Source organism: Puniceibacterium sediminis (genome assembly GCF_900188035.1).
GTDB lineage: Bacteria > Pseudomonadota > Alphaproteobacteria > Rhodobacterales > Rhodobacteraceae > Puniceibacterium > Puniceibacterium sediminis.
Genome location: NZ_FZNN01000009.1, coordinates 26,908 through 40,055, shown reverse-complemented (window position 1 = coordinate 40,055; position 13,148 = coordinate 26,908). Strand labels below are relative to the sequence as shown.

Sequence of the window (13,148 nt, the reverse complement as noted above, 5' to 3'; positions counted from 1 at the left end):
TCGATAGATATACCGGCACACGTCTGCGTGGAAATCTACAGCCAGACCGCCATCTGCCCCAAAGCCCTTGACGACGGGAAGTCGTCAGTTCCAACTTCTTTCCGGTTGCCTCAATCTGCCGTCCATCCTCCATCAAGCATCAGCGCACTGCCGGTCATGAGCGAGGACGCATCAGATGCAAGGTAGAGCGCCCCTTGCGCGACCTCCTCGGTCGTTCCGAGGCGCCCCAGCTTGATGCGGCCCAGCACGTCATTCCGGAAGGACTCGTCCTTAAAGAACGGCCGGGTCAGCGGCGTGTCGATAAAGGTGGGGCAGATTGTGTTGACGCGGATGCGATGCTGTCCGAGTTCGACGGCCAGCGCCTTGGTGAACCCTTCCAGCGCCCATTTCGATGCACAATAGATCGTCCGCTTGGCGGCCCCGACATGCCCCATCTGCGAAGACATGTTAATGATAGATCCGCCCTTGCCGACGCGGATCATGCCACGGGCAACCGCCTGCGCGGCAAAGACCGCGGCCCGGACATTCAAGGACATGACCGCGTCGTAATCGGCTTCCGTCACCTCCAGAAGCGGGCCTGGGCGGTTCGTACCTGCATTGTTTACGAAAACATCGAAGGGGCAGAGCGTGTCCAGCGACGCGGCGAAGGCGCCCACGTCGGTGACATCCGCGACCAAGGTACCGGCCTGCAGCCCCCTCTCTCTCAAGTCGCCTGCAACAGTGGCGATTTCGTCCCTGCTCCGGGCGACGAGCGTGACATCCGCCCCCGCCTCAGCCAGCGTTTCCGCGATGGCGCGGCCCAGTCCGCGCCCTGCCCCGGTGACAAGCGCCCGCTTGCCTTGGACCCGAAATGCGTCAGTCGGGCCGCTCATTCTGCGGCCTCGCCATAGGGGACATTGCGTTTGCCGTAGCGCCTGACACGCACATTGCATTGCTCGGCATGACCGACAAAGCCTTCCAACATGCACAGCCGGGAGCCATAAGCCCCGATAGACGCCGCCGCCTCGTCAGTGACAATCCGCTGATAGCTGTGGGTTTTCAGGAACTTGCCAACCCACAAACCCCCGGTATATCGACCCGCCTTCTTGGTCGGAAGGGTGTGGTTCGTGCCGATCACCTTGTCGCCATTGGCCACGTTGGTCCGCGGCCCGAGAAAGAGCGCGCCATAGGAATGCATGTTTTCCAGGAACCAGTCATCACGATCGGTCATGACCTGAACATGTTCCGACGCGATGTCGTTGGCAACTTGCAGCATCTCGTCATAGGTGTCGCACAGAATGACTTCGCCGTAGTCTTCCCAGCTTTTGCCTGCAGTGTCCGCCGTCGGGAGGATCCCGAGGATCCGGTCAATTTCCTTCAGCGTCTCTTCCGCCAGTGCCCGGCTGTTCGTAACCAGGATCGCCGGCGAATTGTATCCGTGCTCGGCCTGCCCAAGCAGGTCGGTTGCACAGAGTTCAGCGTCCACCGTGGTATCGGCGATGACCATGGTTTCGGTCGGACCTGCGAAGAGATCGATCCCGACCCGACCGTAAAGCTGACGCTTCGCCTCGGCGACGAAGGCATTGCCGGGGCCGACCAGCATGTGAACCGGGTCGATCGACTCGGTTCCGATTGCCATCGCGCCGATCGCCTGGATGCCGCCGAGGACATAGATCTCGTGCGCGCCGCCCAGATGCATGGCCGCTATCACTGCCGGATTGGGTTCTCCCTTGAAGGGCGGCGTCGCGGCGGCGATCCTGGGCACGCCGGCAACAGTCGCCGTAAGAACCGACATGTGGGCAGAGGCGACCATCGGGAATTTGCCGCCCGGAATATAGCAGCCAACTGACTGTACCGGCAGGTTCCGATGCCCCAGAATTACGCCGGGTTCGGTCTCGATCTCGATATCGCGCATCGAGTCCCTTTGTGCCTCGGCGAAACGCCGGACTTGTGCCTGTGCGAACCGGATGTCTTCCAGATCGCGGGCCGGGACGCGAGAAATCAGCGCTTCGATGTCGGACTCGCTCAGACGGAAGCTCTCAGGCGAATAGCCGTCGAACTTCGACGACAGATCGCGGACGGCAGCATCGCCGCGCTCTTCGATGTCTGCCAGTGTCGCCTCTACGGTCGAGCGCACCTTGGCATCGTCTGCGTTCCGGTCTGTCGCGGACCTGCCGCTCTTTAGGTATTCAATCGGCATCTCGGCGCCCTTCCTTCCGCGCCCGTCAACGGGCGTCCCTCAGTTTCCTGACCGCAAAGAGCGGCCCGACGATTCATTTCGCTTTACGCATACGCATGCAGAGTCGCCAGCATTCGCTTCAGGTGTCAAGTCGCAGATTGAGGCAAAGGTCAGTCCCAAAGCCCACATTCACGGCGGCCTACCCTAAAGGGCGGCATTTTGTTATAAAACAAGAGGAAATTTAACCCAGTAGATTCAGGCGAATGTCTATTTTTGTGGCCGGGAGGCGCCGCATGGACGCAGAGTCATCAGAAGAAGATTGACAAATGATCACTTCCTTTCAATCGTGCTTGCATACGCATGCGATGCGTTGCCAAAAAAATAGAGAAACAAAATCAACAGGGGAATGTCATGAAAATTCGACGCTACTTCAACCGCGCTTCGGTTGCCGCGCTCATCACCGCCATGGGGGCCGTGCCGACGCTTGCCGATGAAGCTGCAGACGGTCTTGCACGGGCGACGGAAATCATCGAAAGCCACCGCGCTGTGCCGGTTTATGAACCCGCCGGAGAGGCCTTCGATATCCGCAAGGTGGCCGAAGGCAAAAAGATGCTCTCGATCCCGAACACCTCCGCCAACCAGTTCCTAAAGGGAATCATCCAGCGCGAGATTGCTGTCGGCAAGGAGATCGGCCTCGAAGTCCGCGAATGGGAAAACCAGGGTAACCCGAACCAGTGGGTGCAAGGCATCGAATACGCCATCGCCAACGACTTCGACATCGTGGACTTGATCTCGGGCGTCAACCCGGCCGTGGTCGAACCGCAGATCGAGGCTGCCAGGGAGGCCGGCGTAAAGGTCTTTACTTCGCATTTTTACGATCCGTCGCAGCCCGCAAACGAACTTCTTGCCGGTGACCTGCCCGTCAGCTTCTACGGTCAGGGCTATATCCTGGGCAACTGGATGATCTACAAGACCGGCGGCGATGCCCGTGCGATCGTGGTGAAATCCGACGAGGTTCCGCCGACCGCGCCGCTGGTTCAGGGCATCCACGACGCGCTGACGGAAAACTGTGCAAAATGCGAGATCCTGCAGGAGATCAACGTCGGAATCACCGAATGGGGCACCAAGATTCAGCCCTCCCTGCAGTCTGCGCTCCTGGCCAACCCGACTGCCAACTATGTCATTCCGATCTATGACTCCATGAGCCAATTCGTCGTGCCTGCGGTCGAACTGACTGGCAAGTCCGAGACGGTCAAGATCGCGACATCCAACGGCACTCCCTTTGTCCTGGACTTCATCCGGGAAGGACAGGTCGAGATGGACATCGGAGAAAGCCTGGACTGGATCGCGCGTGCGACAATCGACGGATACATGCGCGGCCTCGCCGGCCTGCCGATGCCCAAGGACATTGGCGTACCTTACTACCTGTTTGACGAGTCCAACATCGAAACGGCAGGCGTTCCGGCCGTTCCCAACAAGGGGTATGGTGACGACTACGTCAAAGGGTTCCACAAATCCTGGATGATGGAGTGAGTTTGGACACGGAAGGAGCGCTAGCATGATGGATGAGAAGGCCAAGGTGCCCGCTCTGAAGGTGTCCGCGATCGCAAAGACCTTTGGGGGCTCAAAAGCCCTCAAAGGCATCGACTTCAGCGTTCTGCCCGGAGAGGTCCACGGCCTTCTTGGGCAGAACGGATCAGGCAAATCCACCTTTGTCAAAGTCCTGGCGGGTTATCATCCGCCAGACCCCGGCGGGTCCATTTCGGTTTTCGGGCGGCCACTGCCGCTGCCGATGAAGGCCGGGGCTTTCCGGGATTTCCAGATGGCCTTCGTGCATCAGCACCTCGGCCTGATACCCAGCCTTACAGTGCTGGAAAACATGCGCGTCGCCTCTGTCGTTGCGCGCAAGGCGCGGATTGACTGGCGGGCTGAAAGCCGCGCGGCGCAGGCAACCTTTGACCGTTTTGGCATTCATTTCGACGTCAAGGCCATGACCGGCACTCTCAGCCAGACCGATCAGGCGCTGCTTGCCATCATGCGGGCTGCGGAGGATCTGAGGCGCGAAGACTCCCGCACCGGCGGGCAGGGTCTGTTGATCCTGGACGAGCCGACACCCTTCCTGCCCAAGGAAGGAGTGGACCGGCTTTTCGACCTGGTCCGTCAAGTGGTCGCACATGGCGACAGCGTGATCTTCATTTCCCATGACATCGACGAGGTGCGGGAAATCACCGACCGGGCCACCATTCTGCGTGACGGCGCGGTGAGCGGCACGCTCGTCACCAAAGACGCCTCGCATGACAATTTCGTCGAAGGCATCATCGGCCGCAGGGTCCAGCGCAGCGTCACCAAGGCGCAGCCGGACAGGACGCGAAAGATCAAGGTCTCTGTCCGCGGCATCGAGGAACCGGGGCTTTCCGTTCCCGCACTCGACGTGGCCGAGGGCGAGATCCTCGGCATGACCGGATTGCTCGGGTCAGGATACGAAAAGGTGCCCTACCTGATGTTTGGCGCGACGCCCACAACCACGGGCTCGTTGACGATGTCTGGCCAGACCTATGATCTGCGCAGCATGCAGCCAAAGATCGCGGTGGCGCAGAAGATGGCCCTGCTGCCTTCGGATCGCCCCAAGGCAAGCGGCGTCGCGTCGCTTTCGATCCGAGAGAACATGCTGCTGCTTGATCTTGAACGTTTCATCGGAAAGTTCGGCCTGAACCGCCGCGCCATGCGTCAACGCGCGACAGAAATCGCGGAGGAATACGAGGTCAGGCCGAATGACCCGAGCCTCGATCTGGGGCAGCTTTCCGGCGGCAACGCACAAAAGGTTCTTTTGGCAAAATGGCTGATCCGCGAACCGGAGCTTCTGATGCTGGACGAACCGACGCAGGGTGTGGATGTCGGCACCCGCCAGCAGGTCTATGGCGTTATCCGCGATGCCGCGGACCGCGGATCGGCGGTGATTTGTGCCAGCTCCGACAGCGAGCAACTGGCGGATCTCTGTACCAGAGTCCTCATCTTTGCCCGCGGTCGCATCGTCGACGAACTGACGGGCGACCAAATCTCAAAAGACAATATTGCCGAGGCATGCTATGCAAACACAACTCTCGATGTCGCGTGATGCGGCCGGTCGAAAGGCCGTGAACATCAAAAGTCTGATCGAGCGTTTTGCTCTGATCGTCGTCTGGTTGCTGATCATCGGCATCTTCGGGCTGGTCCTTCCGGGCATCTTCCTGAGCTGGACCAACTTCTCGGTCCTCTTTGCGACGCAGGCGCCGGGCGCGGTGCTGGCGCTGGCGCTGGTGATTCCACTGACGGCGGGCGACTACGATCTTTCGGTCGGTGCCATGCTGACGCTATCAGCCGTGACCGTAGGCGTGCTGAATGCGGTGCATGGCGTGCCGATCGTGTTTGCCGTGATGGTCGCTTTGTGCTTTGGCATCATCCTAGGGCTGATCAACGCCTTCTTCATCGTCTATGTGCGCATCCATTCGCTTGTTGTGACAATGGGCACCACGTCGATCGTCACCGGGCTGGTGCAGTGGATGACCAACTCCTCGACCATTGGCGGCATCTCCCGCGATCTGATCGACCTGGTGGCCCGCGGCCGACTTTTCGGCATTTCCTATGCCTTCTACTACGTGATCGTGATCGCTTTCGTGATCTGGCTGGTCTTCGAATTCACCCCGATGGGCCGCCGTATTCTTTTCGTCGGGCGCGGCCGCGAAGTAGCGCGACTGTCGGGCATCGACGTGGGCCGGGTCCGGGTTGGCTGCCTTGTCGCCTCTGCCTTCTTGTCGGCGATCGCGGGCGTGATCTATGCCGGCTTGCTTGGGGCTGCCGATCCATTCTCCGGGCTTAACTTCCTGCTGCCGGCCTTCGCCGCCGCGTTCCTTGGGGCAACGGCCATCCAGCCGGGCCGTTTCAATCCATGGGGGGCTGTTGTTTCGGTCTATTTTCTCGCCACCGGGATCACCGGGCTTACGATGCTGGGCATTCCGCTATGGGTCACGTCGGCATTCAATGGCGGTGCGCTGATCCTGGCGGTCACGGTATCGCAGTTCGCCCGGGGCCGTGCCGAGTCCGAGATAGGGTAAGGCCGAAATGGCAAAGGAAAACAACCGCGTCTTGGTGACCGGCGCTGGCGGCTTTATCGGCCGCCATCTCGTCCGGGCGCTGATGGATCGTGGCACTCCGGTCATCGCAACCGATGTCGGGGTGCTTCCACCAGCCGCCGGGGTCGAGAGCTACAGCGCCGATATCCGCGACACCCTGCGCCATGCACCCGCCATGGCCAGATGTGGCGCGGTGATCCACTGCGGCGGCATCTCGGGCCCGATGCTTCTGGCCGACAATCCGGCCGAGGTCATCGACATAAACGTCAGGGGCACGACCGGATTGCTGTCACTGGCAAGGGACTTTGGCCTGCGCCGTTTCGTCGGCCTGTCGTCGGTCTCGACCTACGGCTTCACGCCAGACGGCGGCAGGCCCCCGGTAACCGAGGAAGCCCCGCTTTCTGCCAGCAATGCCTATGGCACCAGCAAAGCCGCTGCGGACCTTATCCTGCAAAGCTTTGCCACGCAGCATGGGTTGTCGGCGACGGCGCTTCGGGCAGGGTGGGTCTATGGGCCGGGGCGGGTGACCGATGCCCTGATCCAGCCGGTCGTGCGCAGCGCGCATGGCGAGCGCTACGAACTGAGCGAAGGCGGCGATCACCTGCTGCAATTCGTGCATGTTGCGGACGTCGTGCAGGCGATCCTTCTGGCGCTTGACGCAAAGACGCTCCCCTCCCCCGCTTATAACATCGACGGGGATGAAGTCCTGACGGTTCGCGAGATCGTCAGATTGATTGCGGCCCTTGCGCCGGGCACCTCGGCCAGCGTCGGCCCCGGCCTTTTGCCTGGCACCGAAGTGCAGGGCAGGATCGAAACAGACAAGGCCCGGCGCGAGCTGGGCTGGGCGCCCGCAATTCCCTTTGGGTCCGGTCTTGCGGACTATGTCGAATGGTTGAAGGAGCACCCTTATTGACCGGCGAAACATTGAACGGCCGCAGGTTCGTGGTCACGGGCGCCGGTAGCGGAATTGGTCATGCCCTGACGCAGGTGCTTTGCATCAGGGGGGCTCAGGTGGTCGCAATGGACCAGAGGTTTCCGGACGCAATGCCAAAGCGGGCCGAATGCCATACGATCGACATCTGCGACGAGCCGGCCGTAAAGCAGCTGGCCAAGCGCCATGAGGATGGTCTTGATGGCCTGGCCACCTTCGCCGGGATCGAGATGCCCGGTCGCCTTGATCTGCTCGACATCGCGGCCTGGCGCCGCGTGCTGGAGGTCAACCTGATCGGAACCGTCCTGTGCGCGCGGGCGTTTCTGCCTAGCCTGATCGCGCGACAAGGCGCCATGCTGTTCTGTTCGTCGCAATTGTCGATCAGCGGTGCCCGCGACTGCCCGGCATACGCGGCATCAAAAGGCGCGATCAACGCCTTGGCCAAAAGCCTGGCCGTGGATTACGCGAAGGATGGATTGCGCGTGAACGCGATCGCCCCGGGTGCAACGGCGACGCCAATGATGACGCGGTCGTTCCTCGGTCGGGACGACAAGGCCGTGGCCGACGCCCGCGCCCGTCACCCCGTCAATCGGTTTGGCACGCCCGAGGAAGTCGCGAATGTCGCCGCCTTCCTGCTGGGGCCGGACGCCAGTTTCGTGACCGGGACAGTCCTGCCAGTCGATGGTGGCTGGACGGCTGCATAATGTGCTTTTTTTCGCCTTGTTGCGGGAAGATGATGTAGTCCAATAGGATTTCCTCGCAATTAGAGCAAAATGATGTGATGTCGCGTAAACGGGGGACAGATGACGAAACGGAAAAAGTATCGCGAGGGCTCGATCCGGACCACGTCATTTGACGTGGCCGCACTGGCCGGGGTGTCCCAATCGGCGGTGTCGCGGGCGTTCAAACCGGGCGCCAGCATTGCCCCTGAAACCCGTGACAAGATTTTGGACGCGGCGCGCAAGCTCAACTACGTGCCCAATTCCATCGCCAGCAGTCTGACCACGCACAGGTCGAACATTGTCGCGCTGATCCTCGGTGATCTGCACAATCCGTTCTACACACATGTGCTGGAGGCATTCGGCCGCGAAATGCAGGACCGGGATCGTCAATTGCTGGTCTTTACCGTGAACGAAGATCTGGCCACCGACGACGCCATCATGCGGCTGCTACGATACCAGATTGACGGCGTGATCCTGACCTCGGCCCAACTGTCCACCCAGATGGTCGGCATGTGTCATAACCGGGGCATACCGGTCGTGCTTTTCAATCGCTATATTCCGCAGTCCGGCGCCTTTGGCGTCCGCTGCGACAATTCCTGGGGCGGTCGCCAGATCGCCGAGGCTTTCCTGCGGGCCGGGGCGAAAACCTTTGGCATGATCACGGGGGATCCCAATGGCACCACCAGCAAGGACCGTGTGTCAGGCTTTGTCGAACGTCTGATCGAGAATGGCGTACCGCGCACCGCGATCCGCAGCTTTGAGGGCAATTCGACCTATGAGGGGGCCTGCGATGCCGTGCGGCGGATGCATGCCGATGCGGACGGCCTGCCGGATGCGATCTTTGGCATCAACGATACGATGGCCATGGGCGCAATGGATACTCTGCGCCACCACCTCGGGCTGAGCGTCCCCGGCGATGTCATGATCGCTGGCTTTGACGATATTCCCGAAGGCGCCCGCCTGCCCTACCAACTCACCACAGTGCGGCAACCGATCAAGAGAATGGTGCGGGCCACCATCGAACATCTGAACCTGGACAATCCCGGCCAGCCGATCGACCTGACCCATGATCAACCGATCCGCGGCCACATGGTCTGGCGCAAGACAGTGCCGGGCGATGCACCACCCGAGGTCTGAGCCGCCCTTCAGCCCCCTCAAAATTCAGGAATTAGAGCGCGGCCGACATCATTGCGTCGGCCGCGCCGCATCTTCATGCGGCAGGTTCGAACCCGAAGTTGAACGGCTGCGGCTCACCCCGGTCGGCCTTCAGCCTGGACCGGAGAGAGTTGGTCGCCGCTTCATCGACTTCGCCTTTGGCGGTCACGACCACGCCATAACCGTCGTGCGCCTGTTCGGTTGACACCAGGTCATAGCGCACGTCGCGCGCCACGCTATCCGCCGGTCTTTCGAACGGATCGCCCCATCCGCCGGACCCGGCAGTGCGGAAGATCACCTTGTCGCCCGCTTCGACCACGAGGTTGTCGATCTTGGAGGGAATACGCTCGGTCTTGCCGGTGTCGGCGCGCACAACCCATTTGCTGGAGGTTCCGCCAAACTGCCCGCCGTTGATGCCCCAAGGCGGCACGACCTCGCGGTCGTCATGGATCGAGATGCGGCCGGGTTCGAGCACCCGGTAGATCTTTTCGATCCCGGCACCGCCACGATGCAGGCCGGGCCCGCCCGAGTCGCGGATCGGGCGATAGCTTTCGACGATCACCGGGTAATAGTTCTCGATGTATTCGATCGGGGTGGCAGAAAACAGAGGCCACCATGCATGGCCGTCCAGACCGTCGCCACGGGGCCGGCCGGGAACACCGCCGAACAGAAGCTCCATCAGCTGGAAGTACTTCCCGTCCTTGTCATGCCCGGTGAAAATGAAATGCGGGCTGGTGCCATAGCCCGCCGCCATCGACAGGTGCGGCGCCCGTTGACCAAGGGCCCCGGCCTGGCAATCGAAGAACCGCGTATGCGTGTTCAGACGGTTGGACAGGGCGGCGGGGAACCTCGGGTTCAGAAGGCTGCCTTCGGGCAGAACGACTTCGAACAGGTCATAGAAGCCTTCGTTGAACAGGATGTCCGGGTCGAAGGCCATGATCATGTAGACGCCGAAGAAGAGTTTGCAGAGCCCTTCGTGGATGTGGAAGTTGATCGGCCCTTCGGCCTGATCGTCCGTCCCCGTCCAGTCAAAGACCGCCTTGCCATCCTTCTTGTAGATCGACAGATGCATCTTGAACGGGCCGTTGCCGACGCCGTCATCATCGACATAATCGGTAAAGCTGACGGGCTCTTCCGAGATATACTTGTCGATCAGAACAGACATGGCCGACCGGGTCCGGTCCAGCAGCATATCGCAGGCGGACATATAGGTCTCGCGGCCGAAACGGTCGCAAAGCTCCCGGATACGGGTCGAGGCGGTCTTGCACCCGGCAATCAGCGCCATCAGGTCGGCACGGTTCATGTCGGGCGTACGAGTGTTGTTCAGCATGATTGCCAGAACACCCTCGTTCAGCACACCCTTGTCATAGATGCGGACCGGCGGGATGCGCAGCCCCTCCTCCCAGATCGAGCGGGCATCGAACGGCATGGAGCCGGGCACCTTGCCCCCCACGTCCACCATATGACCGAAGATCGAGGAGAAGCCGACCAGCACGCCGTCATGGAAGATCGGCATCATCACGCACCAGTCGTTATTGTGCGAGATCGAGCCCTTGCAGGCATATGGATCGTTCCAGACGAAGATGTCGCCTTCGTTCACGTCGCCGTCAAACTGTTCAACGATGGCCGGAATATAGGAGCCGAACTGGCCCACGATCATCTGCCCGCGTTCGTTGCAGATCATCGGGAATTCGTCGTGCTGTTCCCGGATCACCGGAGACAGCGAGATCCGCACCACGACGCCGTCCATTTCAAATCGGGCGTTCTTGAGTGCGTTCTCGATGATATCAAGGGTAATAGGATCGACGTTCGCCATCTCAGGACTCCTTCGCATTCGGCCAGATTAGCAGGTTGCCGTGCTCTTCCAGCTCGGCGTAATGATCGGACAGCAGCACGATCGTGGTGTCGTACTGACGTATGATCGCCGGACCAGGGACCTTGATGCCCGGCGGCAACTTGGCACGGTCATAGTTCGGCGTGTCCACCCATTTGCCCTTGAAATAGGCTGGGCGGGTTTCCATCAGCGCGTCTTGCAGGCTGGCGCCCGCCGTGGCGGCGACGTCTTCCTCGACGGGCATCGTGGCACCTGTTGCAACCACGCGCAGGGCGACCAGTTCCACCGGCACCGTGAAGCGCACACCATAGAGCTGTTCGTGCTGCTCGTTGAACTTTTCGATCACCGCATCCAGCGTGCCCTTGGCTTCGACCGTGGCGCGGTCGATGTCCACCGACACTTCGAAGCCCTGCTGTTCGTAACGCAGGTCCAGCGAATAGCGGATCGTCCGGTCGCCTTCCGGCACCTCTTCACTGTCCAGCCATTCCAAGGCCTTGCCTTCCAGCTCTCCGAAGCGGGACCAGACCAGATCGGCATCCATCCCGGTCGTCGACCGGATGAAGGTCTGCACGAATTCGTTCTTGAATTCACTTTCCAGAAAGCCCAGCGCGGACAGCACCCCCGGGTTGGTCGGCACGACCACCGGATAGCAGCCAAGCAGTTCGGCCATGGCATTGGCATGCAGCGGGCCAGCGCCACCGAAGGCGACGATACCGAATTCGCGCGGGTCGAGGCCGCGCTGAACGGTGATCACACGAAGCGCCCCCAGCATCACCTCGTTTGCGATGTCCAGAATGCCTTGCGCAGCGTCCTCCGGGCTGAGCCCCAGGGTTTCCCCGATGCGGCCCACGGCGGCGCGGGCGCCCTCCACGTCCAGCTTCATGTCGCCCCCGAGGAGAACGGGAGGCAGGTAGCCCAAGACCACATTCGCGTCACTGACCGCGGGCTCAGTGCCGCCACGGCCGTAGGAGACCGGACCGGGACGGGCACCCGCGCTGCGCGGCCCGACGCGCAGGGATTTCGTCAGTTCGGACACATCCGCGATAGAGCCACCCCCTGCGCCTACCGACCGCACGTCAAGCGTGGGAACCTTGGCCGGGAAGCTGCCCACCTCGGTCGAGCGCGAAATTGTCGGTTCACCGTTCAGGATCACCGAAACGTCGGTCGAGGTGCCGCCCATATCGAAGGCCAGCAGGTTCTTGTAGGCAGTGCGCCTTGCGATCATCACGGTGGAGGTCACGCCGCCGGCCGGGCCGGACAGTACGGTATGCACCGGACGTTCAGCCGCCGCCTGGGCGCTCATCAGACCGCCGTCGGAGCGCACGATATGCAGACGGGAATCGATACCCTCGGCCTGCAGCCGGTCCTCGATCCGCGACAGGTAGCGCGTCATGATCGGACGGACATAATCGTTCATCACTGTGGTGATGGCGCGGTCGTATTCGCGGAACTCGGGCAGAATGTCCGAGGAGAGCGACACCGGGATATCGGGGAAACGCTCTGCCACGATGGCGGCCAACGCGCGCTCATGCGCCGGGTTGGCGTAGGAGTGCATCAGCGAGATCGTCAACGCCTCGATTCCCGATCCGCAGAGATCATCAATCAGTTTTGTTGCCGCTTCGGCGTCAAAAGGCGCAACCTCTTCGCCCCGGGCATTCATCCTGCCTGGAATGCCCCGCGTGTCAGCCAGCGACGCCAGCGGATCAGGCTTGTCCATGACGATCCAGCCGAACAGCGGCCCCGGTGTCCAGGACTTGGCCAGGTGCAGGGTGTATTCGAACCCTTCGGACACCAGCAGGCCGACGCGGGCGCCTTTGCCTTCCAGCACGGCATTGGTCGCCACCGTGGTTCCGTGCAGGATCAACGAGATGTCTTTCGCGTCAATTCCCGCCTTCTCGCAGATCAGCTTGACGCCTGCGGCCACCCCGATCGACTGGTCTTCGGGCGTCGACGGTGTCTTGGCCTGATATGTTCGTTTCGAGGTCTCATCGTGCAACACGAGGTCGGTGAACGTTCCCCCGACATCAACTCCTAGTCTCATTCGTTTCGCCTATCTGCTAATTCGCCGTTCCAGACGCAGCCCGCGCCGATGCATTGCATACGCATGCATAACATGCGTATTTGTCCACCCATTTTCTTTCTAAGATCGCATGATTCACCCATTTTTTAGGGACCAAATTCAATTCAGTCCAAATTTTCAGCCATCGCATAGCAATGCGCGGTGGCCGAAATTATCACG

At 61.1% G+C, this 13,148-nt stretch carries 10 protein-coding genes; 6 read left to right on the top strand and 4 right to left on the bottom strand.

Features of this window, described 5'->3' with window-relative positions:
- Positions 1-110: 110 nt before the first annotated feature.
- Together CHB75_RS11150 and hisD are read right to left on the bottom strand one after the other, a co-directional pair.
- Complete coding sequence (locus CHB75_RS11150) at positions 111-872, bottom strand: SDR family NAD(P)-dependent oxidoreductase (RefSeq protein WP_089270629.1); 762 nt, start codon at positions 870-872, stop codon at positions 111-113.
- Positions 869-2,179: a histidinol dehydrogenase gene (gene hisD / locus CHB75_RS11145; RefSeq protein WP_089270628.1), complete on the bottom strand. Its 1,311-nt coding sequence runs from the start codon at positions 2,177-2,179 to the stop codon at positions 869-871. The genes CHB75_RS11150 and hisD overlap by 4 nt, the downstream gene beginning before the upstream one ends.
- Before the next feature lie 390 nt (positions 2,180-2,569).
- Between hisD and CHB75_RS11140 the strand changes: the two genes are divergently transcribed.
- From CHB75_RS11140 to CHB75_RS11115, 6 genes are all read left to right on the top strand, one after another.
- Positions 2,570-3,691: a sugar ABC transporter substrate-binding protein gene (locus CHB75_RS11140; RefSeq protein WP_089270627.1), complete on the top strand. Its 1,122-nt coding sequence runs from the start codon at positions 2,570-2,572 to the stop codon at positions 3,689-3,691.
- Between the two features lie 25 nt (positions 3,692-3,716).
- Positions 3,717-5,273: a sugar ABC transporter ATP-binding protein gene (locus tag CHB75_RS11135; protein ID WP_089270626.1), complete on the top strand. Its 1,557-nt coding sequence runs from the start codon at positions 3,717-3,719 to the stop codon at positions 5,271-5,273.
- Complete coding sequence (locus CHB75_RS11130; RefSeq protein WP_245840908.1) at positions 5,245-6,249, top strand: ABC transporter permease; 1,005 nt, start codon at positions 5,245-5,247, stop codon at positions 6,247-6,249. The genes CHB75_RS11135 and CHB75_RS11130 overlap by 29 nt, the downstream gene beginning before the upstream one ends.
- A gap of 7 nt (positions 6,250-6,256) precedes the next feature.
- Positions 6,257-7,180: an NAD-dependent epimerase/dehydratase family protein gene (locus tag CHB75_RS11125; RefSeq protein ID WP_089270624.1), complete on the top strand. Its 924-nt coding sequence runs from the start codon at positions 6,257-6,259 to the stop codon at positions 7,178-7,180.
- Positions 7,177-7,902, top strand: coding sequence for an SDR family NAD(P)-dependent oxidoreductase (locus tag CHB75_RS11120; protein WP_176439118.1), 726 nt, complete (start codon positions 7,177-7,179; stop codon positions 7,900-7,902). The genes CHB75_RS11125 and CHB75_RS11120 overlap by 4 nt, the downstream gene beginning before the upstream one ends.
- 99 nt (positions 7,903-8,001) lie before the next feature.
- Positions 8,002-9,057 carry a LacI family DNA-binding transcriptional regulator gene (locus CHB75_RS11115; protein WP_089270622.1) on the top strand — a complete coding sequence of 352 codons (1,056 nt, stop codon included), beginning with the start codon at positions 8,002-8,004 and terminating at the stop codon, positions 9,055-9,057.
- Positions 9,058-9,130: 73 nt separating this feature from the next.
- Here CHB75_RS11115 and CHB75_RS11110 read toward each other — a convergent pair whose 3' ends face one another.
- Entirely contained in the window at positions 9,131-10,891 is a 1,761-nt protein-coding gene (locus CHB75_RS11110) for a hydantoinase B/oxoprolinase family protein (RefSeq protein ID WP_089270621.1), read from the bottom strand.
- Between the two features lies 1 nt (position 10,892).
- Positions 10,893-12,950, bottom strand: a complete 2,058-nt coding sequence (locus CHB75_RS11105) for a hydantoinase/oxoprolinase family protein (protein WP_089270620.1) — start codon at positions 12,948-12,950, stop codon at positions 10,893-10,895.
- Positions 12,951-13,148 lie beyond the last annotated feature (198 nt).

Excerpts from the sequence above, each read along its gene's own strand:
- CHB75_RS11115 (WP_089270622.1), top strand. The coding sequence starts at position 8,002 with ATGACGAAACGGAAAAAGTATCGCGAGGGCTCGATCCGGACCACGTCA.
- CHB75_RS11130 (WP_245840908.1), top strand. The coding sequence starts at position 5,245 with ATGCAAACACAACTCTCGATGTCGCGTGATGCGGCCGGTCGAAAGGCC.
- CHB75_RS11105 (WP_089270620.1), bottom strand. The coding sequence starts at position 12,950 with ATGAGACTAGGAGTTGATGTCGGGGGAACGTTCACCGACCTCGTGTTG.
- CHB75_RS11135 (WP_089270626.1), top strand. The coding sequence starts at position 3,717 with ATGATGGATGAGAAGGCCAAGGTGCCCGCTCTGAAGGTGTCCGCGATC.
- CHB75_RS11140 (WP_089270627.1), top strand. The coding sequence starts at position 2,570 with ATGAAAATTCGACGCTACTTCAACCGCGCTTCGGTTGCCGCGCTCATC.
- CHB75_RS11125 (WP_089270624.1), top strand. The coding sequence starts at position 6,257 with ATGGCAAAGGAAAACAACCGCGTCTTGGTGACCGGCGCTGGCGGCTTT.
- hisD (WP_089270628.1), bottom strand. The coding sequence starts at position 2,179 with ATGCCGATTGAATACCTAAAGAGCGGCAGGTCCGCGACAGACCGGAAC.
- CHB75_RS11110 (WP_089270621.1), bottom strand. The coding sequence starts at position 10,891 with ATGGCGAACGTCGATCCTATTACCCTTGATATCATCGAGAACGCACTC.
- CHB75_RS11150 (WP_089270629.1), bottom strand. The coding sequence starts at position 872 with ATGAGCGGCCCGACTGACGCATTTCGGGTCCAAGGCAAGCGGGCGCTT.